20 protein-coding genes are annotated in these 23866 nt (G+C 68.2%); 4 read left to right on the top strand and 16 right to left on the bottom strand.

All coding sequences use genetic code 11. The annotated features are described in order from the left end of the window. The first annotated feature begins 95 nt into the window (after positions 1 to 95). Positions 96 to 1922, top strand: a complete 1827-nt coding sequence (locus BM133_RS29250; RefSeq protein ID WP_093441929.1) for a cytochrome c biogenesis protein DipZ — start codon at positions 96 to 98, stop codon at positions 1920 to 1922. Positions 1923 to 2194: 272 nt separating this feature from the next. On the opposite strand, the gene BM133_RS29245 is transcribed toward BM133_RS29250, so the two are convergent. Both BM133_RS29245 and BM133_RS29240 read right to left on the bottom strand, forming a co-directional pair. Then, positions 2195 to 3643, bottom strand: a complete 1449-nt coding sequence (locus tag BM133_RS29245; RefSeq protein WP_093442065.1) for an HD domain-containing phosphohydrolase — start codon at positions 3641 to 3643, stop codon at positions 2195 to 2197. Positions 3644 to 3704: 61 nt separating this feature from the next. Further along, positions 3705 to 4469 (bottom strand): alpha/beta fold hydrolase, encoded by a 765-nt coding sequence (locus tag BM133_RS29240; protein WP_093441927.1) that lies wholly within the window; start codon positions 4467 to 4469, stop codon positions 3705 to 3707. Positions 4470 to 4666: 197 nt separating this feature from the next. Between BM133_RS29240 and BM133_RS29235 the strand changes: the two genes are divergently transcribed. Beyond that, complete coding sequence (locus BM133_RS29235) at positions 4667 to 5362, top strand: TetR/AcrR family transcriptional regulator (protein ID WP_177224972.1); 696 nt, start codon at positions 4667 to 4669, stop codon at positions 5360 to 5362. A 19-nt stretch (positions 5363 to 5381) separates the two neighbouring features. Here BM133_RS29235 and BM133_RS29230 read toward each other — a convergent pair whose 3' ends face one another. The 9 genes from BM133_RS29230 to BM133_RS29190 form a co-directional block, all read right to left on the bottom strand. Then, a complete protein-coding gene (locus BM133_RS29230; RefSeq protein WP_256219387.1) occupies positions 5382 to 6845 on the bottom strand; it encodes a coniferyl aldehyde dehydrogenase in 1464 nt (487 codons plus the stop codon). Further along, complete coding sequence (locus BM133_RS29225) at positions 6799 to 8085, bottom strand: DSD1 family PLP-dependent enzyme (RefSeq protein WP_093441920.1); 1287 nt, start codon at positions 8083 to 8085, stop codon at positions 6799 to 6801. Before BM133_RS29225 ends, BM133_RS29230 begins: the two co-directional genes overlap by 47 nt. Then, positions 8082 to 9518, bottom strand: a complete 1437-nt coding sequence (locus BM133_RS29220) for a D-arabinono-1,4-lactone oxidase (protein WP_093441917.1) — start codon at positions 9516 to 9518, stop codon at positions 8082 to 8084. The genes BM133_RS29225 and BM133_RS29220 overlap by 4 nt, the downstream gene beginning before the upstream one ends. Further along, a complete protein-coding gene (locus tag BM133_RS29215; RefSeq protein ID WP_218158405.1) occupies positions 9515 to 9862 on the bottom strand; it encodes a c-type cytochrome in 348 nt (115 codons plus the stop codon). Before BM133_RS29215 ends, BM133_RS29220 begins: the two co-directional genes overlap by 4 nt. A gap of 34 nt (positions 9863 to 9896) precedes the next feature. Beyond that, the gene (locus BM133_RS29210) at positions 9897 to 11081 is read right to left on the bottom strand and encodes a porin (RefSeq protein WP_093442063.1); all 1185 of its coding nucleotides are present in this window, start codon (positions 11079 to 11081) and stop codon (positions 9897 to 9899) included. 216 nt (positions 11082 to 11297) lie between these two features. After that, positions 11298 to 12152 (bottom strand): ammonia-dependent NAD(+) synthetase, encoded by an 855-nt coding sequence (gene nadE, locus BM133_RS29205; protein WP_093441913.1) that lies wholly within the window; start codon positions 12150 to 12152, stop codon positions 11298 to 11300. A 27-nt stretch (positions 12153 to 12179) separates the two neighbouring features. Further along, positions 12180 to 13346 (bottom strand): phospholipase A, encoded by a 1167-nt coding sequence (locus BM133_RS29200; protein WP_093441910.1) that lies wholly within the window; start codon positions 13344 to 13346, stop codon positions 12180 to 12182. Continuing rightward, complete coding sequence (locus BM133_RS29195; protein ID WP_093441908.1) at positions 13343 to 13795, bottom strand: hypothetical protein; 453 nt, start codon at positions 13793 to 13795, stop codon at positions 13343 to 13345. Before BM133_RS29195 ends, BM133_RS29200 begins: the two co-directional genes overlap by 4 nt. After that, a complete protein-coding gene (locus tag BM133_RS29190) occupies positions 13792 to 15897 on the bottom strand; it encodes an ATP-dependent helicase (protein ID WP_093441905.1) in 2106 nt (701 codons plus the stop codon). The genes BM133_RS29195 and BM133_RS29190 overlap by 4 nt, the downstream gene beginning before the upstream one ends. 131 nt (positions 15898 to 16028) lie before the next feature. Between BM133_RS29190 and BM133_RS29185 the strand changes: the two genes are divergently transcribed. After that, entirely contained in the window at positions 16029 to 17057 is a 1029-nt protein-coding gene (locus BM133_RS29185) for an AEC family transporter (RefSeq protein WP_093441903.1), read from the top strand. Positions 17058 to 17062: 5 nt separating this feature from the next. On the opposite strand, the gene BM133_RS29180 is transcribed toward BM133_RS29185, so the two are convergent. Next, positions 17063 to 17755 (bottom strand): hypothetical protein, encoded by a 693-nt coding sequence (locus BM133_RS29180; RefSeq protein WP_256219386.1) that lies wholly within the window; start codon positions 17753 to 17755, stop codon positions 17063 to 17065. 236 nt (positions 17756 to 17991) lie between these two features. On the opposite strand from BM133_RS29180, the gene BM133_RS29175 reads away from it, so the two are divergent. Beyond that, positions 17992 to 18204 carry a hypothetical protein gene (locus BM133_RS29175; RefSeq protein ID WP_093441900.1) on the top strand — a complete coding sequence of 71 codons (213 nt, stop codon included), beginning with the start codon at positions 17992 to 17994 and terminating at the stop codon, positions 18202 to 18204. A 19-nt stretch (positions 18205 to 18223) separates the two neighbouring features. Here BM133_RS29175 and BM133_RS29170 read toward each other — a convergent pair whose 3' ends face one another. The 4 genes from BM133_RS29170 to BM133_RS29155 all read right to left on the bottom strand — a co-directional run bounded on the left by BM133_RS29170 (position 18224) and on the right by BM133_RS29155 (position 23823). Further along, the gene (locus tag BM133_RS29170) at positions 18224 to 19111 is read right to left on the bottom strand and encodes a hypothetical protein (RefSeq protein WP_093441898.1); all 888 of its coding nucleotides are present in this window, start codon (positions 19109 to 19111) and stop codon (positions 18224 to 18226) included. A 50-nt stretch (positions 19112 to 19161) separates the two neighbouring features. Beyond that, entirely contained in the window at positions 19162 to 21243 is a 2082-nt protein-coding gene (gene priA, locus BM133_RS29165) for a replication restart helicase PriA (RefSeq protein ID WP_093441895.1), read from the bottom strand. 501 nt (positions 21244 to 21744) lie between these two features. Next, complete coding sequence (gene hemE / locus BM133_RS29160) at positions 21745 to 22854, bottom strand: uroporphyrinogen decarboxylase (protein WP_093441893.1); 1110 nt, start codon at positions 22852 to 22854, stop codon at positions 21745 to 21747. Positions 22855 to 22887: 33 nt separating this feature from the next. Then, complete coding sequence (locus BM133_RS29155) at positions 22888 to 23823, bottom strand: LysR family transcriptional regulator (RefSeq protein ID WP_093441890.1); 936 nt, start codon at positions 23821 to 23823, stop codon at positions 22888 to 22890. Positions 23824 to 23866 lie beyond the last annotated feature (43 nt).

Here is a 23866-nt window from a genome sequence, read left to right as displayed (position 1 = left end):
TCACCTGTGTCCTGCAACCTGCGGCTCGCGCGTCGAGACCGTGAAGACCCCGCACGCCCCGAGGCGCTTCGATTCCTACAGACGAGACCCGAACCATGCTGCTCCTTCTCATTGCCTACCTGGGCGGGGTGCTCACCATCCTGAGCCCCTGCATCCTGCCGGTGCTCCCCTTCGTCTTTGCGCGGGCCGACCGCCCGTTCCGCTCGCACGGCCTGCCGATGCTGCTGGGCATGGCGGTGGCCTTCGCCGCCATCGCCACGCTGGCCGCAGTGGGCGGCGGCTGGGTGGTCACGGTCAACGAGTACGGGCGCTATGCGGCGATCGCGATGCTCGCGCTGTTCGGCGTGACGCTCCTGTTCCCGAGCCTGGCCGACCGCATGAGCCGGCCGCTGGTAGCGCTGGGCATCCGCCTGTCCGAAGCGCAGCCCGACGGCCGAGCCGGGGCCTCGGTGTTCTCGCCGTTGCTGCTGGGCGTCGGCACGGGCCTGTTGTGGGCACCGTGCGCGGGGCCGATCCTCGGGCTCATCCTGACGGGTGCGGCGCTCAACGGCGCGAGCGTCGGCACCACGGTGCTGCTGCTGGCGTATGCGGCGGGTGCGTGCACCTCGCTGGCGGCGGCGCTGCTGTTCGGTGGGCGTCTGTTCGCGGTCATGAAGCGTTCGCTGCACACGGGCGAGTGGGTGCGCCGCGTGGCGGGCGTGGCCGTGCTGGTGGGCGTCGGCGCCATCGCGCTGGGGCTGGACACCGGCGTGCTCAGCCAGCTGTCGGTGGGCACCACCTCGGCACTCGAGAAAGCACTCGTGGAGAAGATCGACATGCCGAAGCCACAACCGCATGCCCAACCGCAATCGCAATCGCAATCCGGGCCGTTGGTCGAAACGGCCCCGCAGCAACAAGACACCGGCTTCGTCAAGACAGCCGCCGTGCTCCCGGAACCGGCACCCGTGCGCACGCTCGGCATCGAAGGCCAGTTCCCCTCGCTCGCCGGCGCGACCGAATGGATCAACTCGCCCCCGCTCACGCCCGAGGCGCTGCGCGGCAAGGTCGTGCTGGTCGATTTCTGGACCTACTCGTGCATCAATTGCCTGCGCACGCTGCCCTACGTTCGCGCCTGGGCCGAGAAGTACAAGGACGCGGGGCTCGTCGTCCTCGGCGTGCACTCGCCGGAGTTCGCGTTCGAGAAGCGGTCGGCCAACGTGCACAAGGCGACGAAGGACCTGGGCATCGATTTCCCGGTGGCGCTGGACAACGACTTCAAGATCTGGCGCGGCTTCGACAACCAGTCGTGGCCCGCGTTCTATTTCATCGATGCAGAGGGCCGCATCCGCTATCACCAGTCCGGCGAGAACCGCTACGAGAAGGTCGAGCAGATCATCCAGCAACTCCTCGCCGAAGCCGGGCAGCGCAACCTGCCGGCTGGCGTGGTCGCGCCGAAGGGCGAGGGCACGCAGGCCGCGCCGGGCGCAGAGCTCGCGATGTCCGGCGAGACCTACGTGGGCGCGGAGCGCGCACAGGGCTTCGCGTCGCCCGGCGGACTCGTGAGTGGCCGCGCGCATGTCTATCAAGGCCCCGCGATGCTGCGCACGAACCAGTGGGCGCTTGCCGGCAACTGGACCGTGGAGCCCGAGCGCGCCGTGTCGAACCAGGCGAGCGGCCGCATTGCCTATCGCTTCCAGGCGCGCGATCTGCACCTGGTGCTCGGCCCGGCGGGCGATGGCAAGCCGGTGCGCTTTCGCGTGCTGGTCGATGGCAAACCACCGCTCGCGGACCACGGTGCAGACACCGACGCGCAAGGCTACGGGACCATCGAGGCGCAGAAACTCTATCAACTCGTCCGGCAGGCGAAGGGAGAGAAGGCGCGGCTGTTCGAGATCGAATTCCTCGACGGCGGGGCGCAGGCCTACGCGTTCACGTTCGGCTGAAACCGTTCGGGGCGGCACTCCCGCCGACGGTGGGCTCTGTTTCGCGAATGTCCTCCGGCCTGCGGCCTCCCCCTTGATTTCGCGAAACAGAGCCCACCATCGGCGCGAGCGCTTCAGAGCAGTCGTTGATCGGCGGTTCACCCAGAGCGTGCCCAGTGCGCAGGGCATCGGGTGCTCCCCGCAGCGAAATCAAGGAGGAGGCGAAGCCGGGGGACATTCGCGGAGGGGAGTACCCGGTGGCCTGTGCACGCCGCCCCCGAATGCCCCCGCTTTCAGAGCAACCCGAGCGTCAACGCCTTCAAGGTCGCCGCAGCACGCGTCGTGCATTCGAGCTTGCGAAAGATGTTCTCCAGATGCGCACGCACGGTGCTCGGGCTGATGCCCAACACGCGCGCCGCTTCCTTGTTGCTGTCCCCGAGGCTGATGCGCCCGAGCACTTCGATCTCGCGGCTGGAGAGAAGGGCCGCCGCCTCGCCCGATGGCGCATGTGTGGTGCCGTTCTGCGGATGTCCCGTCAGCACAGCAACAGCCGCCGCATCGAGCCGCCCGACTTCCGCCTCGTGTTTCAGCGCTGCGATTGCATCGGCTTCGCCGAGCGCAGGTTGCCCCGGCCGGCTGGTGCGTAGCAGCACCCAGTGCGCCGCCACCGCCAGCACGCGCCCCGCGATGTCGATGGCCGGCCCCTTGATGCCGCGGAAGAAACCCGAGCCGTCGAGCCGCTCGTCCACGAAGGAAGCGATCTCGGCTTCGGTGCGCAGCGTGCCGATGCGGCGCGCCGCGCGGTCCGTCCAGTAGGGCACGAGGCGCAGGCGTTCCTTGTCGGCTTCGCTGCGCACGCCGGGCGAATCCCACACCGCGTTCGGCACCGACGCGCGGCCGATGCCGTGGATGAGCGCCGCACGCCGCACCTGCCCCTGTTCGATGTCGCCCAGCCCCACGCCGGCAGCGCATGCGAACGCGGCATCGGCCACGCGGCGCGAGAAGCCCGTCATCCACGGGAGCTTGAGGTCGATCACATCGGCGATCAGTTCCAGCGATGCGGTCGCTTCGCGCAGTGCGTCGGAAGGCGATTGCATGTCGGCTGCCGCGCCTTGCTCCAGCGCATGCAGCCAGTCGACCGCGTGCTGCTCCACCGCATCGACCAGGAAGGCCGGATAGCGCGCATCGGCGCGGTCGGCGATGTAGCGCAGTGCATTGCGCAGGCCATGCACGCGCGAGAAGATCTCCAGATCGCCGGCGACCGAGACGATGAAGACCTCCTCGGGAATCTGCGAGGCGCGCAGCCCGTGCGGCTTGCCCTGTCCGTCGAAGGTCTCGAACATGTGGCGCAGCGTGCGTTCGACCTCGGGCGGCATGCCCAGCGTGCGCGCGATGTCGCCGGACACCTCGCAATGGATCTCCGCCATCGGACCCACGGAACCGGCGAACTCCGCCGCGGCATGTGCCGGACCGGTCGAGAGCATCGCGCGGCGCCCGCCGACGTCGTCGCCCATCAGGTCGGAGAACTCGGGTGCATTGGCGGTGCAGCCCGACCATCGCAGGAGCGACGCACAGGCCGCATGGCCCTGCACCGCCTGGTCGCGGCCGACCGCGGCGGCCAGCTGCGAGGCGATCCACGCGGTGCGGGCCGAATGGTCGATGGGTTGCCCCATGCTCAGGTCGCCGACGAATGCAAGGGCCTTGATGGCGTCGAAGACCGGGATGTGGGGCGCAGGCGGCACGGGTGGAACCGAAGAGAAAAGAAAGGAAGGCGTGCCGGCCGCGGCCGGCACGCCGGGCACCTTACTTGGATTGGTTCACGGCGTCCAGAATCACCTGCGCCACCTTGGCCGGCTGCGACTGCTGCGGCACGTGGCTGCTGTTGACCGCGCTGACGTGCGCGCCGATCTTCCTGGCCATGTCGCGCTGCAGCGCCGGCTGGATCATGTGGTCCGAATTCGCGACCAGGAACCACGAGGGCTTGGTCTTCCAGGCGGCCACGGTCAGCTTCTGCTCGAACGACTTGCCCAGGATCGGGCCCTGCGTGGCGGTCATCACCGCGGTGGCGGCGGCGGGCAGGTCCTGCGCGAAGTGCTTGGACATGCCTTCTTTCGTGAGCGACAGGAAGCCGCTCGCATCGGCCTTGATGTGCGCGGAGCCGGGCGCGGCCGGATAGTCCTTGCCGAGCTCGGCCGCGTTCTGGCCCGCATCGGGTGCGAAGGCCGCGACGTACACCAGCGACGACACCTTGTCGTTCGCGCCGGCCTCGGTGATGACGGCGCCGCCCCACGAGTGGCCGACCAGCACGACCTTGCCGGGCTGCGCATCGATGGCGCGCTTGGCGGCGGCCACGTCGTCTTCGAGCGAGGTCAGCGGGTTCTGCACCGCCACCACGTTCACGCCCTTGGCCTGCAGCAGCGGAATCACCTTGGCCCAGTCGGAGCCGTCGGCGAACGCACCGTGGACGATGACCACGCTGGGCTTATCAGCGGCGGTGGCGCCCGTGGCGAAGGAGAGGCCGATGGCGAGGGCTGCGGCGGCGAGCTTGAAGCGTTGAGCGGTTTTCATGGGAGTCCTGGGGAAAGGTTGGGAGAAGTCGGGAGTGGTGAAGGGGAGCCCGTACTGTCGTCGCGGCGGGCTTGCGGCGCCATCGGACGAATGTCCGATGGCGCCGAGACCCTATGGCGCCAAGGGCACTGGCGGCCGCGGCGGATCGACGGGATAAGATTCCGCCGAGCAGGAAGACGCCCATCCCCCAAGACGCCATGGCCACAAGCAGCAACCTTCAGGAACGCAAGCAGCGAGAGCTGGAACAACGCCGCAAGGACATCCTGAAGGTCGTGCGCAAGATGATCGTCAAGAGCGGCGCGCGCGAGATCACCATGCGCAAGGTGGCCGAGGAATCGGGCTTCTCGAACACGGTGGTGTATGCGCTGTTCGGCGACAAGGCCACCATGATCACCAGCGCGATCGACGACGACCTGATCCGGCTGAACAAGCTCATGAAGGCCGCGGTGGCATCCGGCAAGACCTCGATCGAGCGCATCCGCCTCGCATGCCGTGCCTATGTGGAGAACGGGCTCAAGCACCCCGACCAGTACTTTCTCGTGTTCATGGAGCGCCGCCCCGCAGCGCCCATCGAGACCTCGGCGCTCACGTTCGGCGACCTGGAGAACGACCCCTACGCCTTTGTCTGCAGCATCACGGCGCAGCTGGTGCGCGATGGCTACATGGCGGCCGACGACAAGCAGGTGGCCGTGGCCACGCAGATCATCTGGGAGGGCATGCACGGGATGACCTCGCTGCGCGTGTCCACCGGCGACGATCCGTGGATCGAGCGGCTGGACGCCGAGGCGCACCTGAACCTGCTGCTCGACATTCTTCTCCTGGGCATCGTGCAGCGCTTTCCGGGCGGCAAGTCGGCCGCGGCGGTCAAGCTGCTGTCGCAGGGCGGCGGCTGAGCCTTCCGCTCCTGCGGGCTCAGCGCACCAGCAGCTTCATCATCCGCGCGAAGGTCTTGCCGTAAGGCGGCTTGAAGAGGCCCACGCCGTTGAAGGCCGACTGATAAAAGATCGGCTTCATCTTCGAGAAGGTCGCAAAGCCGTGCGCCCCGTGGTAGGCGCCCATGCCGCTCGCACCGACGCCGCCGAAGGGCAGGTCGTCCTGCGCGATGTGCAGCAGGGTGTCGTTGATCGACACGCCGCCGGCCACCGTCTCCTGCATCACCCGCTCGATGGTCGCGCGGTTCTTCTCGAAGAGATAGAGCGCGAGCGGACGCGGGTGCGCGTTGACGTAGGCGATGGCGTCGTCGATGGCGCCGTAGGTCATCACCGGCAGGATCGGGCCGAAGATCTCTTCCTGCATCACGCTCATGCCGTCCTGCACGCCGGTCAGCAGCACGGGCGGAAAGCGCCGCGTCGCGGCATCGGGCGTCATGTCCGAGAGCGGGACGGCCGATGCGCCCTCCATTTGCGCCAGCGCCGCGAGCTCCTGCAGGCGCGAGAAATGGCGCGGGCTCACGATGCTCGTGTAGTCGGTGTTGTTGGCGATGTCCGGGTACATCGCAGCGAACACGCGCCGCGCGACGACGGCGAAGCGCTCCTGCTGGCCCTCGGGCACCAGCACGTAGTCGGGGGCGATGCAGGTCTGGCCGGCGTTGAGCGTCTTGCCCACGAGGATGCGTTCGACGGCTTTCTCGAAGTTGGCATCGGGCCCGACGATCGCGGGCGACTTGCCACCGAGCTCCAGCGTCACCGGCGTGAGGTTCTCGCTCGCCGCGCGCATCACGTGGTGGCCGACGGCGGTCGAGCCGGTGAACAGCAGGTGGTCGAACGGCAGGCTGGAGAATTCGCGCGCCGCCTCGGCATCGCCGTTGACGACGGCGATCTCGTCTTCAGCGAAGCTGGCTCGCACGAGATTGGCGAACAGCTCGGCAAAGCGCGGCGTGAATTCCGACTGCTTCACCATCACGCGGTTGCCCGCGGCGAGCGCCGCCGTCATCGGTCCCACGGCCAGGTTCAGGGGGTAGTTCCACGGCACCACGATGCCCACCACGCCCAGGGGCTGCGGCATGATCCGCGACGATGCGGGCTTGAACCAGAGGCCGGTGGAGCGGCGCTGCGTGCGCATCCATTGCTTGCCGTGGCGCAGCGCGTGGTCGATGCCCTCGATGGCGGGGAAGACCTCGGCGAGTTCGGTCTCCTGGAACGGCCGGTTGAAGAAGTCGGCGCTGATGGCGGCGGCGATCTCCTGGCGGTTGCCCATCACCAGCGCGCGCAGGCGCTCCAGGCGGTCGGCGCGCTCGCTCCACGGTGGCGTCTGTGCGCGCAGGCTGGCGGCGCGCATCGCGCCGAAGGTCTGTTTCATGTCTTGGGTCATGGCACTTCGTCGATGGGCTTCAGCCCGTTTGTTGGTACACCGGCCAGTGGTCCTGGATCTTGCCACCGCGCAGCGTGACGAGGTCGCCGAACTGCAGCAGCACGCCTTCGACGATCGCCGGTCGCAGGAAGACGTGGTCGTCCACCTGGAGCCCTGTCGCCGCGGAGCCGGTCACGTTCTCCTGGTTGGCACTGTGCCCGAGGATGCCGTTGAACTGCAATCCCTTGGGCGAGGCGTAGTCCGCGAGCCAGTAGCCGCCGTAGATGTAGTAGGTCTGGCGCTGGTTCACGTCCCACCACGAGAAGATCCTCGACTTGCCATCGAGCGCCGGGATCGTCACCGGCCCCGTCGCCTTGATCACCGGCGTGGCGATGAACGCAGCGGGCTCGTGCGCGGCCAGCGTCTCGATGTCGTAGTGCGTGGGCTTGAGCAGGGCAGTGCCGGTGCTGACCTCGTTGCTCACCTTTTCCGCCTCGTGCAGCTTGTAGCTCGGGCTGCCGCCGGTGTTGAGCGTGAGGTTGTCGTTCCACAGCGTCGGGTACTGGCCGCGCACGTGATCGACGAAGCCCTGGTAGATCGCCATCGCCTTGGCGAGCAGTTCCTCCGATGACCCCAGCACCTTCGGCACGCCGAAGCCCACGTGCGCGTCGTAGCCCATGAAGCCCGCGAATTCGAGTTGCTGCGGGTGCGCGGCGATGAGGTCGAGCATCTGCCCGAGCGTGGCGTTGTCGGCCACGCCGCCGCGGTGCAGGCCCACGTCGATCTCGATGTTGATGCGCAGCCTGCTGCCGATGCCCTGCGCGAGCGCGAGGTATTGCTGCAGCCGCTCGGGCGTGTCGAGCAGCCACTGCAGCTGCCGCGACGGATCGAACGACCCCCTGAGCTTCTTGTAGAACAGCGCCGCCGACTGCACCGGCAGCGGCTTGCCCATGAGGATGTCGAAGCCCGGGAAGATTTCCGCATCGATGTTGAGGAAGGGCTGGTGGAAGGACATCAGCCGCTTCGTGCGCGAGCGCTTGGCCACATAGTCGATGAGTTCATGCGAAGGCAGCGACTTCTCCACGATGCGGTAGTGCTTGCCGCCCTGGCGCAGGCTCTGCGTCACGCGGTCGATGTTGCGGTCCATGCGGTCCAGGTCGATGACCATGCAGGGGCGCATCGGGCCGTTCTTCTTCAGCTCGTCGTTGAGCGCTCGAAAGTAGTCGTCGTGCGGCGCACCGTTGTCGCCGGGGCGCAGCGCGAAGGCGCCGACGGTGCCGACAGCGGCCACGCCGAGCGTGCCCAGGAGGATCTTTCGACGGCTCATGCTGTGACCCCGAAAAGTTGACGCAGATAGGGATTGAGCATGCGCCCTTCCGGGTCGAGCCGGGCGCGCAGCGCGAGGAAATCGTTCCAGCGCGGATACAGCGCCTCGAGTTGCGGCGCCTTCAGGTCGTGCAGCTTGCCCCAGTGCGGCCGGCCCTGGTACTTGCGGTAGATCGGACCGATCTCCGAGAGCAGGTAGTCGCAGGGCTCGCCCTGCGCGGCATGCACGGCGATCGAGCAGCTGTCGCGCGCGTGGAAGGGGCTGAGCCAGGCGTCGTCGGCCTTCACGAAGCGGAACTCCAGAGGAAAGAACACGTCGTTGCGACGTTCCAGCGCGGCGATGACCTCGCGCACGCAGGCGATGCCATCGGCGCGCGGCACGTGGCATTCGGTCTCGTTGAATTTGGTGGGGCGCTGCGTGGAGAGCAGCTTCCACGAGCGGTTCTTCGCTTCTTCGGTCTGCTCGCCGTCGATCAGCTTGCCCGCGACCCAGCGGCGCAGCGACGGGAACCAGCCCAGCCAGTCGCGCAGGCGCTTGAGATCGCGCAGCATGTCCTCGTCGGCGGAGGGCGGCTGGACCGTCTCGGCGCCGGTGTAGAGGTCGTGGGTGATGCCCGCGGCGTAGCCGGTGAAGGGCAGGTAGTAGAACTCGAAGTTGCGGTGCTTCTCCGCGAGCGCGGGTGCCTCGTCGAGCATCGCCTGCAGCGGCTTGAGGAACACGCGGCGGTGCAGGTTGAAGGCGGGCACCGCACGCACCGTGGCCTGCGTGATCACGCCCAGGCTGCCGAGCGACACGCGCGCGGCGGCGAGCAGTTCGGGGTTGCGCGCGGCGCTGCATTCGAGCACCTCGCCATTCGGCGTCATGAGCCGCAGGCCGACGACGTCGGCGTGCAGCGCGGGCAGGTCCTTGCCGGTGCCGTGCGTTGCAGTGGCGATGGCGCCCGCGAAGGATTGCGCGTCGATGTCCGGCAAGTTGCGCAGGCCCAGGCCCTGCGTGTCGAGCTGGCGAGACAGCAGCGCGAGGCGCGTGCCGGCATGCAGCGTGACCGTCTGCGCCTGCGCATCGCTCGCGACGATGCCGGACATGCGATCGAGCGAGATCAGCATGGCGTCGGTCGGCACCAGCGCGGTGAACGAGTGGCCCGCACCGACGCAGCGCGCACCGTCCGCGCCGGCCTTGTGCAGTGCCGCCGCGAGCTCGGCTTCGTCGCCCGGTGTCTCGATGGCCCTGGGCGAGCAGCGCGCGATGCCGGACCAGTTCGTCCAGCCGGGGGTGGGGGCCGCCGCGGGTGCTGCCGGAGCGGCGGCGTCCGCCGCAGCGCGGGCCTCGATGCCGCTGCCGGCGAATGCGGCGGTGACAGCGATGCCCGCACCGGCTTTCAGCACCGTGCGGCGGCGCTCGCCGTGCGTGGGTTGCGCGTTGTCGTTGCTCATCTCTGTTCTTCCTTCCCTTGACTCATGAAGACGATCAGCGCGCGCATGTCGGCTTCGCTGCAATCCGCGCACAGGCCCTTCGGCGGCATGGCGTTGAAGCCTTCCATCGCGTGCTTCACGAGCACATCCATGCCCTTGCCAAGGCGCGGCTTCCATTGCGCGATGTCGCCGGTCAGCGGCGCCTTGGCGTCGATGGACGTGTGGCACGCGAGGCATGAGCGTTCGTAGCGCGCGCGCAGTTCGGCGGATGCGGGTCGCAGCGATTCGGCGCGCTGCAGGTCCGATGCGGAAGGCGGCTGCGGTGCCTCTTCCTTGCAGGCCGCGAGCCCCATGAGAAGGAGCATTGAAACAAGGAGACGAGCGACGATTCGCATGAGCCTAGAAGGTGTGGCGAATGCCGACGGTGGTGCCGGTCTGCGTGCGCGCGACCGTCGGGCTCTGCGCGTTGATGCCCACGAGCTGAGCGCCGATCAGGCCGCCCCGGTACACCGAGTGATCGATCTCGGCGTAGAGCATGGTCCGCTTCGACAGCGCATACCCGGCCACCAGCTGGTACTGGCTGGCCGAGCCGTCGAAGTCGCTGGTGTAGCCGCGCTGCCGCGTGAACCACACGTTGGCCGCCAGCGTGAGCAACGGCGTGGGCTTGTAGGTGATGCCGCCCAGGATCATCCGGCGCTTGCTGAAGCCGCCCGGGATGCTCGGGTCCACCGTCTGTGCCGGCGAGATGATGCCCAGCCCCGCGAGGTCGATTGCGCTGAACGGCCCGTTCGCGAACGAGGTGAAGTTGTTGTCGCGCCGGTTCTCGATGTAGCCGGCCTGCAGCGTGGCCGATTCGCCGAGCCTGAACTGCGCGCCGGCGGTGTAGATGTCGAACTTCGCGTTCGTGTTGTCGTCCTTGGTGCGCATGAGCGCGCCGGCCAGCTTGACCGGGCCGTTCTCCGGCACGTAGGCCACGCCCGCGCCGTACTGGCTGCCGCGCTTCGAAGAGCCCTCGCCCTCGCCGATGGCGTACTGCGCGAGCAGCACCACGTCGCCCAGCTGCGCGCCCCAGTGGATCATGTTGTTGGTCTTGCTCGCGGCCAGCAGCGTGTGCTCGGGCTTGAAGGCGTTGAAGTAGTCGGCCCAGAGGTTGGAACCGTAGGCGAGCGACGCCGCTTCCATCGCCACGTTGTACTGCCGTCCGAGCGTGAGTTGGCCCCACGACTGCGAGACCAGTCCGACCGAGGCGATCTGCATGTACTGCGAGCCGTCTTTCGGAAGCGGGTCGCCGTTGCGCAGGTCGAAGTGGCTCTCGAGCTGGAAGATCGCCTGCAGGCCGCCGCCCAGGTCTTCGGTGCCCTTCACGCCCCAGAAGCTTTCGGACATGCCGCCTTCCCTTGTCATGCGCAGGCGCGAACGCGTGTTCACGGGCGTGCCGTCGGCGCCGTAATCGGTGGCGTGCGTCTCGTAGCGCAGGCCCGCATCGACCGTGCCGTACAGCGTGAGGGTGCTTTGCGCCCATGCGGTGCCGGCGCACAGCGGCAGCGCCAGCGCGGCCGCCGCAAGAGGGACTCGTCTCGTCATGTTGTTTCCTTCATCTGCCCAAGCCATGCAGCTCTTCGCTGGAAGTGCGCCGTGTTTCCGGCGTGGGGCGGATGTTAGAACGTTGATCTGAAAAAATCCAACGTTTTATTAGGAATCGATGTTCTTGGTGATTTCTGTGGCCTTCGGTTTTCAGGCGCACAAAAGCAGACGCGCCCTGAAAGGGCGCGTCTACTTGGCAGTTCCGGAGCCGCGGCGTCAGCCGGCGTTGGGAGGCGGCGGCTCGACTGGCAGCGCGCGCTTGTGCGCGCTCTTGCGGTGCGTCGACAGGATGATCGCGCGCGCCGCCGCCGACACCGGCTTGCCTTCGAGGAAGTCGTCGATCTCTTCGTAGGTCACGCCGAAGGCGTCTTCATCGGGCTTGCCCGGCACCAGCGATTCGAGGTCGGCGGTCGGCACCTTGTAGACCAGTTCGTCGGGCGCGCCGAGCAGCGCCGCCACGGCGCGCACGCGGCGCTTGTTGAGGCCGGTGAGCGGCGTGATGTCGGCCGCGCCGTCGCCGAACTTGGTGAAGAAGCCCATCAGCGCCTCGGCCGCGTGGTCGGTGCCGATGACGATGCCGTCGTGCGCGCCGGCCACCGCGAACTGCGCGATCATGCGCTGGCGCGCCTTGATGTTGCCGAGCACGAAGTCCTCGTGCGCCGCATCGCGGAACGCCAGGTCGCCGGCCTTCAGACCAGCGAGCATGCCGTCGGCCGCGGGGCGGATGTCGACGGTGATCGTGCGGTCGGGCTTCATCACGGTGAGCGAGCGTTGCGCTTCCGCTTCGTCCTTCTGCACGCCGTAGGGCAGGCGCATCGCGATGAAGGTGGCGTCGTAGCCGCCGGCGCGCAGCCGCTCGACGGCGCGCTGCGCGAGGCATCCGGCCGCGAGCGAATCGACGCCGCCGCTGATGCCGAGCACCAGCGTCTTCAGGCCGGTGCTGCGCAGGTAGCTCGCGAGGAACTCGGTACGCCGTTCGAGCTCCGCGGCGGCATCGAAGACGGGGGCAACGTGCAGCGCCGCGACGATCTCGCGCTGCGTGGCATCGACGGGGGACAGGTCAGCACTCATGATGTTTGCCGGTGTGGATGAAGAAGATCAGAAATCGACCAGGCTCAGGCCGATGCTCAGCACGGTGCGCTTGCGGTTGTAGTCCACCAGCGTGTCGCCGTAGCCATGGAACAGCTGCGTGTGAAAGCGCAGGTTGCTCTTGGTCGGGTCGCCGATGGCCTTCAACCACTCGAGCTTCACCGAGCCGCGGCCGCTGTCGCGCAGGTTGTTGCGCACGGTCACGCCGAGCGTGTTGTCGCGGTTCAGGTTCCAGCGGCCGGTGACTTCGGCGCGGCCGATGTAGTCGGCGATGTCGGGGTTGTCGTCCTTGGCCGCGTTCTCCGAGATGCGCTTCCAGATGCGCCCGGTGATCTGGAACTCGTCGCCCAGCTCGGCGCCGCCCATCAGGTAGACGCGGTTCCAGCTGCGCGACAGCGGCAGCGTCTGGCCGTTCGACTGGTGCACGATGCCCAGCCCCGCATAGCGCCAGCGCCAGCCGCCGGGCAGCTTGAAGTCGGTCGGGTAGACATACATCAGCTCGGGCTCGTGGTCGGTGGTGCGGAACGGCCGCGAGATCGCGCCGTTGAACAGCTGCCAGGTCGACTGCTGCGAGTAGGCGAACCACAGCGAGTCCTTCTTGACCGGATCGTTCTGCGTGAGCATGCCCTGCGCGAGCTTGGTGCGCACCGACAGGCCGATGCGCATCTCGTTGGCCTGGTAGGCGATGGGGTCGCCGGTGTGGTCGGGCGAGGGCGAGGTGGGCACCTGCGGCTTCTTGGTGGCAGCCGAGACCGAGACGTTGAGCGGCCGGTAGCCGCGAAAGCCGAAGGTGCCGCAGTCGGTCGCGTTCTCCAGCTCCCAGAAGCGCGAGAGCGCCGAGTACTGGCGGTCGCGGCAGCCCTCGGTGGTGGCGACCGAGATCACGCGCGTGGCGGGGATCGCGCCGTCCACCGGCGGCGCCTGCGTGCTGGCCAGCACCGGCGGTGCGACCGGCACCGACACCGAGGGCAGCGTCTGCTGCTGCGCCCAGCGGTCGAAGCAGGCCAAGCGCGCATCGTTGTTGTTGCCGAGCGCGGCGCATTGCTGCCAGGTGAGCTGCGAATCGGCCAGCGGGCTCGCGGGCTTGTCCACGGCCTGTGCATAGGCGGCCGCGCCGCCCAGACAGGTGGCGAACGTCATGAACGTTGCGCTGAAGGCATGTGTGCGAGTGGTCATTGTTTTCCTTCCAAACCGCCTGTTTTGATCAGCACGAACGGGTGCGTGCTTTCGTCCGCGGCATTGCGCCACGTTCCCCTGAATTCGCGGCCGCAGGCGCGCGGCTGCAAGGTGCCGGCCCAGTTGCCGCTGATGGCGCGGCCGTCCAGCGATTCGTCGATGGAGAGGGCGCCCTCGTCGTCGACGTCGCCCGCCAACTGCGCCACCGAAGGTTTCGCGCCGCCATCGGCGTTGCGCGTGATCGTGCCGCGCACGCCGGCGTAGTCGGGATGCTTGCCCAGCTGTACGACGGACACGGCGGGCAGGCCGTCGAAGCGGGCTTCCCAGCGGCCGTAGAGCGATGCCAGCGGCAGATCGCGCGCGTCGGCGGGGCAGTTGGGATCGACCGCGGCGCAGCCCGTGACGGCGAGCGCGGCGAGCGCGGCGAAGAGGGCGAGCAGCGCTTTCATGGCGCCGCCGCGGCGGCCGCCTTCGCGGCTGCGCTGTCCTGTGCCTTGCGTGCGAACTCGGCGCGCAGCGCCTTGAGTTTCTCGCGCGGGTCTTCCTTCGTGGTGGTCTTGTCCAGGCCCATCTCGGCGATGAAGCGGCTCGGCACGCAGGGCACCATGTCGCGGCCCTGCTTGCGCTTCTTGGTCCAGCTCACCGCCAGGCTGCGCTGCGCGCGGGTGATGCCCACGTACATCAGGCGGCGCTCTTCCTGCAGGCGCTGCGTGGTCTCGTCGCTCACCACTTTCTGGCGGCCGTTGTCGTCGTCCAGCTTGAAGGGCAGGAGCCCCTCGGTCACGCCGATCAGCAGCACGTGCGGCCACTCCAGGCCCTTGGAGGCGTGCAGCGTGGAGAGCGTGACCACGTTCTGGTCTTGCTCGCGCTCGCTGATGGTCGAGAGCAGCGAGATGGTCTGCGCGACTTCGAGCAGGCTCTTGCGCTCGGTCTCGGTGTTGTCGTTGGCGCCCGAGGCGTCGTCCAGCGAGCCACCGGCGCGCTGCGACATCCAGTCGACGAACTCCAGCACGTTGTTCCAGCGCGTGGCGGCGGCCGCTTCGCTGTCCTCGCCCTCGTAGAGATGGCGCTCGTAGTCGATTTCCTTGAGCCAGTCGAGCATGAAGGTGCGCGAGTCTTCCGCGCCCATGGTGCGGCGCGCGCGGTATTCCAGGTCGTTGATGTAGCGGCCGAACTCGTGCACGCCTTCCAGCGTGCGCTTGGGGATCACGCTGGGCAGCGACGGGCTGAACAGTGCCGCGAACAGGCTCAGCTTGTACTGGCTGGCGAAGGTGCCCAGGCTCGCGAGCGTGGTGTGGCCGATGCCGCGCTTGGGCGTGGTGATGGCGCGCAGGAACGCGGGGTCGTCGTCGTTGTTCACCCAGAGGCGAAACCAGCCGCACAGGTCCTTGATCTCGGCGCGGTCGAAGAAGCTCTGGCCGCCCGAGACCTTGTAGGGAATCTGCGCGCGGCGCAGCGCCTGCTCGAAGATGCGCGCTTGGTGGTTGGCGCGGTACAGGATCGCGAAATCGCGGAACTCCTTGTATTGCGTGCCTTGCGTGGTGGCGTCGCCCGCGCGCAGGCTCACGATGCGCGCGACCGCGCGCTCGGCTTCGTGCAGTTCGGTGTCGGCGTCGACGATGCGCACCGGCTCGCCTTCGCCCAGTTCGGAGAACAGCGTCTTGGGAAACAGCTTGGGGTTGGGGCCGATCACGTTGTTGGCCGCGCGCAGGATGGCGCTGGTGGAGCGGTAGTTCTGCTCCAGCTTGATGACCTTGAGCGTCGGGTAGTCGATCGGCAGCTTCTTCAGGTTGTCCAGCGTGGCGCCGCGCCAGCCGTAGATCGACTGGTCGTCGTCGCCCACCGCGGTGAAGCGCGCGCGGTCGCCGGCCAGGGCCTTGAGCACTTCGTACTGCGTGGCGTTGGTGTCCTGGTACTCGTCCACCAGGATGTGGCCGAGCGCCGCCTGCCACTTGGCGCGCACGTCGGGAAAGTCGTGCAGGAGCTTGAGCGGCATGCCGATGAGGTCGTCGAAATCGACGCTCTGGTAGGCCTGCAGGCGCTCTTCGTAGTGGCCCATGACCTCGGCGGTGATGCGCTCGTTGTCGTCCACCGCGGCGGCGGCGGCCTCCTGGGCCGTGAGGCCCATGTTCTTCCACTTGCTGATGGTCCACTGCCAGATGCGGGCGGTGGCGGTGTCGGTGGTGCCGCCGGCGTCCTTCAGGATCTTGGTCACGTCGTCGCTGTCCAGGATGCTGAAGGCGCGCTTGAGGCCCAGCACCGCGCCGTCTTCTCGCATCATGCGCACGCCCAGTGCGTGGAAGGTGCAGACCACCACCTTGCGCGCGTCCCGGCCGATCAGGTCCTTGGCGCGTTCGCGCATCTCCGCGGCCGCCTTGTTCGTGAAGGTGATGGCCGCGATGCGCTGGGGCTCCATGCCGGCCTGGATCAGCCGGCCGATCTTGTGCGTGATCACCCGCGTCTTGCCCGAGCCGGCGCCTGCCAGCACCAGGCAGGGACCGTGCATGTAATTGACCGCTTCTTGCTGCGCGAGATTGAGACCGTGGGACATGGGGGTGGGGAACGGAACACGCCGTGGGGAACGGCAGGCGCAAAGCGGGCAATGATACGGGGCCGGACCCCCCGGACGTTGTAGGCGGTGCAGGCCGAACAGGCGCAGGCGCGGGCAACGACAATCGGGCGGTGCTGCCTGTATTCCTTGTTACCTTCCCATTCTTCGCGCTGATCGCGGCCGGCTACGCCGCCGCCCGCGCCCGCCTCCTGCCGCTGGAGGCGATTCCCGGCCTCAACACCTTCGTGCTGTATTTCGCGCTGCCGTGCATGCTGCTGCGCTTCGGCGCCGGCACGCCGATCGCGCAATTGCTCGACGGCAGCGTGGCACTCGTCTGGGGCGCGAGCGCGCTGGCCGTGGTGGCGGGCGTGGTGCTGCTGACCCGCAATGCGCGCATCGGCTGGAACGACGCGGCTTTCGGCGCGCTGGTGGCGGCCTTCCCGAACACGGGCTTCATGGGCGTGCCGCTCCTGGTCGCGATCCTGGGCGCGCAGGCGGCCGGGCCGATGATCATCACGATCGCGTTCGACCTGGTGGTGACCTCGTCGCTGTGCATCGCCCTGTCGCGGCTGGACGGCGCCGGCGAGGCCGGCAGTGGGGGACGGCACGGCGCGTCGCAGGCGGCGCGCAAGGCGCTGCGCGGCATCGTCGTCAACCCGATGCCATGGTCGATCCTGCTGGGCGTGCTGCTGTCGGCGGCGCGCTGGCAATTGCCGGGGTCCATCGACCGCACCATCGCCATGCTCGCGGACGCGGCCTCGCCGGTGGCGCTCTTCACCATCGGCGCGGTGCTGGCGCGCTCTGCGTTGCTGGCGCGCGAGCATCAGGCCAGCGCGGCCGTTGCCCAGGCCATGGGAACGGGCAGCACGCCTGCACCGAAGGCACCGCTGGCCGATGTGCTGCCGGTGGTGGCGGTGAAGCTGCTGGTGCATCCGCTGCTGGTGTGGGCGCTGGGCGCCGGCGCCATCGCGCTGGGGCTGCCGCTTTCGCATGCAGCGCTGGTGGTGATCGTGCTGGTCGCGGCGCTGCCCAGCGCGAGCAATGTGTCGATGCTGGCCGAGCGCTTCGGCGCCGACAATGGGCGCATCGCACGCATCATCCTGTGGACGACGGTGGCGGCGTTCTTCAGTTTTCCGCTGGCAGTCGGGTTACTGCGCTGAGGTGCCTAGGGCGTCAGCACGCCGAGCTTGTAAGGATCGGCATCGGACAAGCGCTCGCACTTCGAAAAATCGCGGCCCTGCGTGCCGTCGCAGTAGTAGGCGTTGTAGATGCGTCCGAAGAGCGTGGGGCTGGCGGTGAAGAGCACGCCGTGGTCGGGCTGCCAGTTGTCGCCGGTGTCCTTCGTGGGCGGGACACTGGCCTCCACCGGCTTGGCCGTCGCCGTGCCCGCCGTGGCGGCGGTTGCGGGCGTGAAGTCGGCCAGTGTCTTGTGGGCTTCCTCGCCGCGCCAGCGCACGGCCAGCTCGGCCGCCGTGGGCCGCGTCGCCACCGGCAGCAGGATGCCGTTGACCTGGAAGCCGTAACCGAATCGATGGGTCTTGCCCGCAAGGAACGCGTAGGCGCAGGCGGCCATGCATTGGCCGCGGATCTCGGTAGCGACGCCGCTCGCGCGGATGGCGTCGGCAAAGGCGCCGGCCGCATCGGCGGTGCCGCCGGAGAGGTCCTCGAACACCACGGTGCGCACCGTGCCGCTCGCCAGGTGGTCGGTGAATGTCTTGATCGCGCTGCCGTCCAGCATGCCCGAGACCACCAGTTCGCGGCCTTGCAGTTCGATGTCCGCCGCGGCGGCGGGTGTGCCGGTGACGGCGGCGATGCACGCAATGGAGAGTACCCAACCAAGAAGAGACGACGATTTCACGGCGGCCTTTGCGTGTAAACGAGCTTGCTTGGAACGCGAAATCCGAGGAGGAGTTCGCGCGTTTACAGCTTGAGCAGTGTCGCCGCGTCACGTCAACTCTTTTTTCCAATTATTTCCGGGTAAGCCAAGGGCAGGCCGTAAGTCATAGGGGTTGGGTATCTCTTCAGATGAATGCTTGAGTTTGCAGATGCGCTGCTACAGTGGTTCCAGGTCAAAGGTGTGAATGGGGGCATGCGATGGCAATACTGGTTCGCATCATGTTGTGGGTGGCCTGGCTGGCTGGCGTGGGCTGGGCCTGGCATGTCGGTGCGCTGGGCACCGGGGCGTCGATCGCGCTGGCTGCATTGAGCCTCGTGGTGTTCGCGTGGCCGGGCAGCATTGCGCGGCGTCGCCACCACCGGGAGTTGCGCTACGTGGACATGGGCAAGGAGCCCACCGGGTACCACTGAACGACTGAACCCGCGCTCTTCAGGATGCCGCTTGCTGCATGCGCTGGAACTCGTGGCGCTTCATCGCGAGGTAGTCGCTCTTCTCGATTTCGTGGAGCTGCCTCGTGTACTGCTCGGTTGCATCGAACCACGCCGCGAGGCGTTGCTCCAGCTGCGCCTCGCCGGGCGCATCCAGGTAGCTGTCGATCGCGAGGTAGTAGCGCATCGTGTTGCGCTCCACCACGCCGCGCACGCCGCCGATGTAGCCGCCTTGCCCCGCGGGCGTGAAGCCGACCTTGTCGCTGCCCAGCGTGGCGAGGTAGCCCTTCATCGCGAGCCGCGCGGCGGTGCCGTAGGCGTACGCATAGCGCAGGTGGATCGCGGTCTTGCCACCGTCCATCGGCGACGCCTCGAACACGATGCTGTAGTTGTGCGTGGAGAGCGGGCCGGTGTCCGCGGTCAGGCGCACGTTCAGGTAGTTCGCGTCCGTCTTGCCGGCGGTGTAGGCGAAGGTGATGGTCTGCGCGTCCGCGATCGGCTGGTCGAACTTGCGGCCGATGGCCACGGCCAGCGCGCCGCCGCCGCCCTTCACCGCACAGTGCTTGGTGTTCAGGTGAAGCATCAGCACCTGGCACCACGCGGCGGGCTCCCGCAGCGCGCCGCTCACGCGGGCGAAGGGATGGTCCACCAGCGCATAGACGTCGCCGCTCAACCGGTCCGCGGCCTCGCTCGATTCGAGTGCGAGCGGTCGGCGGAAGGCGTTGCGCGCCAGTTGCGGCGCGAGCGATTGCAGCTTGGCACGCAACTCGGCCGCAGGCCCGGTGGCGGGCGGCGCAGGCGCTTGCTGTGCCGAGACCAGCGTCGAAGCTGCCAGCAGAAAGACGCCGAAGCCCATTCGGCGGGCCACGGTGGCGATGAGGGTGTTCATGCCGGATCACCTTGGCGTTGCCCGCCCGCGTGCCGTGCAGGACAACCGGCTCAGATGCTGTGCGGATCGACGTCGACCAGCCAGCGGATCACGCCCTTGCCCTCGGGCGTGCGCCGCAGCGCGTGCAGCAGCGGTTGCCAGCTCGCCAGCAACCGCTGCAGCGCGGCGCGCGACGGGCTCTCGATGAGCATCTGCGCGCGCTCCACGTCGGCCACGCGCTGGATCGAGAGCGGCACCGCGGGATAGCGGGTGACGATGTCGGCGCCCGGCAGGGCTTCGGCCGCATCGGCCGCGATGTTCAGGAAGGCCTGCGCCACCGCCTGTTCGCGCGCATCGGCGCGCAGCAGCGCCTGGAAGGCGAAGGGCGGCATCGCGGCGGCCTGGCGCTCGTCCAGCTGTTGCCTGGCGAACGCGGCGTAGTCGTGCTTGCGCAGCGCCATGAAGAGCGGGTGCTGCGAGTGGAAGGTCTGGATCCACATCTGGGCGGTCGCGCCTTGCGCGGCGAGGTACGCGGCATCGCGCCCGGCGCGGCCGGCCGATTGCATCAGGAGGCTGAACAGCCGCTCGGGCGCGCGGAAGTCGCTGGAGAAGAGCGCGCCGTCGGGGTTCACCGCGGCCACCAGCGTGATGCGCCGGAAGTCGTGGCCCTTGGCGATCATCTGCGTGCCGACCAGCACGTCGACCTCGCCCGCGTGCACGGCTGCGAGCTGCGATTCGAGCGCGCCTTGCTTCTTGGTGCTGTCGGCGTCGATGCGCGCGATGCGCACCGCGCTGCCGTCGGGCCGCTTCACGTCGGCGAACAGTTCGGCCAGGTGCTCCTCGAGCCGCTCGGTGCCGCGGCCCACGGGCGCGATGTCGGGGTTGCCGCAGGCCGGGCAGGCGCGCGGCACGCGCTCGGTGAAGCCGCAGTGGTGGCAGCGCAGCGTGCGGTCGATCTTGTGGAACACGCGGTAGGCGCTGCAGTGCGTGCATTCGCTCTTCCAGCCGCAGTCGCCGCAGGCCAGCACCGGCGCGTAGCCGCGGCGGTTCAGGAAGATCATGCTCTGCTCGCCGCGCGCGATGCGCTGGCCGATGGCCTCCAGCAGCGCGCCCGAAAGCACCGTCTTGGGCGGCTGCAGGTTCATGTCGACCAGGCGCACCGCGGGCAGTTCGCCGGCACCGATGCGCGAGGGCATCTCCAGCCGCACATAGCGCCCGCCCGGGTCGTCGCCCTCGGCGGGGCGGCTCTGGTGCCAGCTCTCCAGCGAGGGCGTGGCCGAGCCGAGGATCACCTTCGCGCCCTCGCGCTGGCCGCGCCACACGGCCAGGTCGCGCGCGGAATAACGCGCGCCTTCCTGCTGCTTGTAGCTCGGGTCGTGTTCCTCGTCGACCACGATGAGCTTCAGCCCCGGGATCGACGCGAACACCGCCATGCGCGTGCCCAGCACGATGCGGGCGGCGCCGCTGTGCGCCGCCAGCCAGCTCGCCAGGCGCTGCGGATGGGTCATGCCGCTGTGCAGCGACACCACCGCCTCGTCGCCGAAGCGGGCCTTGAAACGTGCTTCCAGTTGCGGCGTGAGATTGATCTCGGGCACCATCACCAGCGCCTGCGCCTCGGGGTCGCGGGCGAGCAGGTCGGCCACGCAGCGCAGGTAGACCTCGGTCTTGCCGCTGCCGGTGCTGCCCACCAGGAGGAAGGTGCCGCTCTCGGCCTCGATGCGGGCGAGTGCGGCCGTCTGCTCCGTGCTCAGCGCGATCAGGTTGGCGGCTTCGGCCGTCTGGGCGACGGGGCCGGTCGTCGTCTTGCGCTTGAGGCGGCGCGCGAGCTGCGTGGTCGTCAGGTCGCGCAATTGCGGCGGCAGGGAGGCCAGGGCGATCTCGCCGATGGAGCGCTGGTAGTAGCGCGCGGCAAAGGCCACGAGGTCGCGCCAGGCCTCGCCGAGCGGCGCCAGCGCGTCGAGCGCGGCGCCCACGGGCTTGAGCGCCATGTCGGGCTCGGCTTGCACCCCTGCGAGCGAGGTTGCCTCGTTCCACACCACGCCCAGCACTTCGCGCCTGCCCAGCGGCACCCGCACCAGCGTGCCGGGCACCAGCGGTGCAGTCCCGGCGTAGCTCAGCAGGTCGCCGAGCGCGGCATGCGCCGGCGTCTGCACCGCGATATCAAGACGCCACGCCAGCTCCGCCGGCGCGCTTTCGGGCGGCGGCAGAGGGGAGTTACCCGTGGTCGGGGCGTCCGTTTCGGGGGCGGGGCTGGCGGTGGAGATGAGGGGCCTTGTTGGCAACGGTTGTTAATGCGACTTTGAACAAATCCGCTTAAGTCATTGATTTTTCAGTGCTTTGCCAGCCATCCAGAGTTTCTGTGGATAACTTTGTTGACAACCGGGCTCGACACGCTGGGGAGCCTTGAAAATCAAGGCTCTGGCTGGATTGCCCCAAAAAAAAGCAAAGTTCAAATCCTATATAAATCAATAACTTACACGTGCTATTGGTTTGGGAGCAAAGAGGGCGGTACCTCAGATAATCTTGCGCACTGCAACACGGGTTTTGTGCATAAGTCGGGCCCACTAGACCGTTTTTAGGCTTGACAAACGGCCGCGGAGCGATTTTCCCGGGCGTTTCGCGCTTTCGCGCAGCCGGCCCTTTCAGTCACAGTTTCAACCGCGCAGGGCGCGCGACTGCGAGTGCACCGCCTGGACCAGCGCCGCCACGTGGTCGGGTGGCGTGAACTGGCTGATGCCGTGGCCCAGGTTGAAGATGTGCGTCGGCCCCTTGGCATTGCGATCGGCGTGGGGCTTGCCGAAGGCTTGCAGCACCTTCGCCACCTCGGCCTCGATCTGCGCGGGCGGGGCGAACAGCACGTTGGGGTCGATGTTGCCTTGCAGCGCCTTGGCCTGGCCGTCGTCGCCCTCTGCGACCTGGCGGCGCGCGGCGGCCAGGTTCACGGTCCAGTCGACGCCGAGCACTTCGCAGTCGAGCGCGCGCATGGCTTCGAGCCAGAGGCCGCCGCCCTTGGTGAACACGATGCGCGGCACGGGTTGCCCGTCGGCGCCGTTGCGCTTCAGGCCCGCCAGTACGCGCGCCGTGTAGGCGAGGCTGAATTCCTGGAAGGCGCCGTCGGCCAGCACGCCGCCCCAGCTGTCGAAGATCATCACGGCCTGCGCGCCGGCATCGATCTGCGCATTGAGGTAGGTGGCCACCGAATCGGCGTTGACCGCGAGCAGGCGATGCATCAGGTCGGGGCGGCTGTAGAGCATGCTCTTGACGAGGCGGTAGTCGCTGGAGCCTGCGCCTTCGACCATGTAGCAGGCCAGCGTCCAGGGGCTGCCCGAGAAGCCGATCAGCGGCACGCGGCCGTCCAGCGCCTTGCGGATCGAGGCCACGGCGTCGAACACGTAGCGCAGCTTGGCCATGTCAGGCACTTCGAGCGCCGCCACGGCGGCCTCGTCGCGCACCGGGCGGGCAAAGCGCGGGCCTTCGCCGGCCTCGAACGACAGGCCCAGGCCCATGGCGTCAGGCACGGTGAGGATGTCGGAGAACAGGATCGCGGCGTCCAGCGGGTAGCGCGCGAGCGGCTGCAGCGTGACCTCGGTGGCGTAGTCGGTGTGGGTCGCCAGGCCCATGAAGCTGCCGGCCTTGGCGCGGGTGGCGACGTACTCCGGGAGGTAGCGGCCGGCCTGGCGCATCAGCCAGACGGGCGTGTGGTCGGTGGCCTGGCGCCAGCAGGCTCGCAGGAAAGTGTCGTTTTGCAGTGGGGCGAAAGGCATTGCCCAATTGTCGCAGGGGCCATGCGCGCGGGATCAGCGCACGGGTTTGCCGGCAAAAACCGCGTGCATCAGCGAAATGAGCCACTGCAGGCCGAGGTCGCCGTCATGCGCGGCCGTCCACAGGAGCGACACCTGGTAGCTGGGCGAGTCGAACGGCAGTGGACTGACCGCCAGCCCCAGCGCGTCGCGCCAGGTGGCCGCGGCAAAGGTGGGCACGGTGGTGATTGACGGCATCTGTCGCACGATGAAAGGGCTGGTTGCGAAGTTGCGGCTCGAAAACACGACCTGGCGCGCGAGCCCCTGCGCGCGCAGCAGTTCGTCGACCAGGCCGCTCAGGTCGGCGCTGAACGAGGTGAGCAGGTGCGGATGGCGCAGGTACTCCTTCAACGTCATCCGCTTGCCGCGCACTTTCACGAGGTCCGGGTTGTAGACGCAGACGAAGTGCCAGTCGAACAGCGCGCGCTGCCGGTGCCATGTGGCGCAGTCGATGAAGACGCCTGCGGCCAGTTCGATCTCGGCGGCGTCGAGCATGCCGGGTGCGTTGGCGCGATCGGCCGGGCGCGCGATGAGCCGCACGCCCGGCGCCTCGGCGGCGAGCCGCTGCATGAGCTGCGGCATCAGCGCGACTTCGAGCGCATCGCTCAGGCCGATGCGGAACACACGCTCGGCCTTGGCGGGATCGAACGCCGGCTTCGCATGCAGTGCCTGCTGCAGCGAGAGCAGCAGCGGCTCGATGACTCGCGCGAGTTCCAGCGCGCGGGGCGTGGGCGTCATGCCGTGCGAGGTGCGCACGAACAGTTCGTCGCCCAGCGCCACGCGCAGGCGCTTGAGCGCACCGCTCAGCGCAGGCTGGCCGATGAACAGGCGCCGTGCCGCACGCGTGACGCTGCGTTCGTGCAGCAGCGCGTGGAACACCAGCAGCAGGTTCAGGTCGAGCCGCCTGAAATCAATTTCGTTGATGTTGTACATGATTCCAAACGATTTGGATGATAGGCCTGCCCTCCCTAACCTG

Source organism: Variovorax sp. 770b2 (assembly GCF_900115685.1).
Lineage (GTDB): Bacteria > Pseudomonadota > Gammaproteobacteria > Burkholderiales > Burkholderiaceae_C > Variovorax.
This window is presented reverse-complemented; position numbering and strand designations above follow the sequence as displayed.

Coding starts and splice junctions, on each gene's coding strand:
- BM133_RS29220 (WP_093441917.1), bottom strand. CDS start 9,518: ATGAGCAACGACAACGCGCAACCCACGCACGGCGAGCGCCGCCGCACG.
- BM133_RS29195 (WP_093441908.1), bottom strand. CDS start 13,795: ATGAAAGCGCTGCTCGCCCTCTTCGCCGCGCTCGCCGCGCTCGCCGTC.
- hemE (WP_093441893.1), bottom strand. CDS start 22,854: ATGCCTTTCGCCCCACTGCAAAACGACACTTTCCTGCGAGCCTGCTGG.
- BM133_RS29200 (WP_093441910.1), bottom strand. CDS start 13,346: ATGACCACTCGCACACATGCCTTCAGCGCAACGTTCATGACGTTCGCC.
- BM133_RS29190 (WP_093441905.1), bottom strand. CDS start 15,897: ATGTCCCACGGTCTCAATCTCGCGCAGCAAGAAGCGGTCAATTACATG.
- BM133_RS29225 (WP_093441920.1), bottom strand. CDS start 8,085: ATGAGCCGTCGAAAGATCCTCCTGGGCACGCTCGGCGTGGCCGCTGTC.
- BM133_RS29235 (WP_177224972.1), top strand. CDS start 4,667: ATGGCCACAAGCAGCAACCTTCAGGAACGCAAGCAGCGAGAGCTGGAA.
- BM133_RS29175 (WP_093441900.1), top strand. CDS start 17,992: ATGGCAATACTGGTTCGCATCATGTTGTGGGTGGCCTGGCTGGCTGGC.
- BM133_RS29240 (WP_093441927.1), bottom strand. CDS start 4,469: ATGAAAACCGCTCAACGCTTCAAGCTCGCCGCCGCAGCCCTCGCCATC.
- BM133_RS29250 (WP_093441929.1), top strand. CDS start 96: ATGCTGCTCCTTCTCATTGCCTACCTGGGCGGGGTGCTCACCATCCTG.
- BM133_RS29155 (WP_093441890.1), bottom strand. CDS start 23,823: ATGTACAACATCAACGAAATTGATTTCAGGCGGCTCGACCTGAACCTG.
- BM133_RS29215 (WP_218158405.1), bottom strand. CDS start 9,862: ATGCTCCTTCTCATGGGGCTCGCGGCCTGCAAGGAAGAGGCACCGCAG.
- BM133_RS29210 (WP_093442063.1), bottom strand. CDS start 11,081: ATGACGAGACGAGTCCCTCTTGCGGCGGCCGCGCTGGCGCTGCCGCTG.
- BM133_RS29170 (WP_093441898.1), bottom strand. CDS start 19,111: ATGAACACCCTCATCGCCACCGTGGCCCGCCGAATGGGCTTCGGCGTC.
- nadE (WP_093441913.1), bottom strand. CDS start 12,152: ATGAGTGCTGACCTGTCCCCCGTCGATGCCACGCAGCGCGAGATCGTC.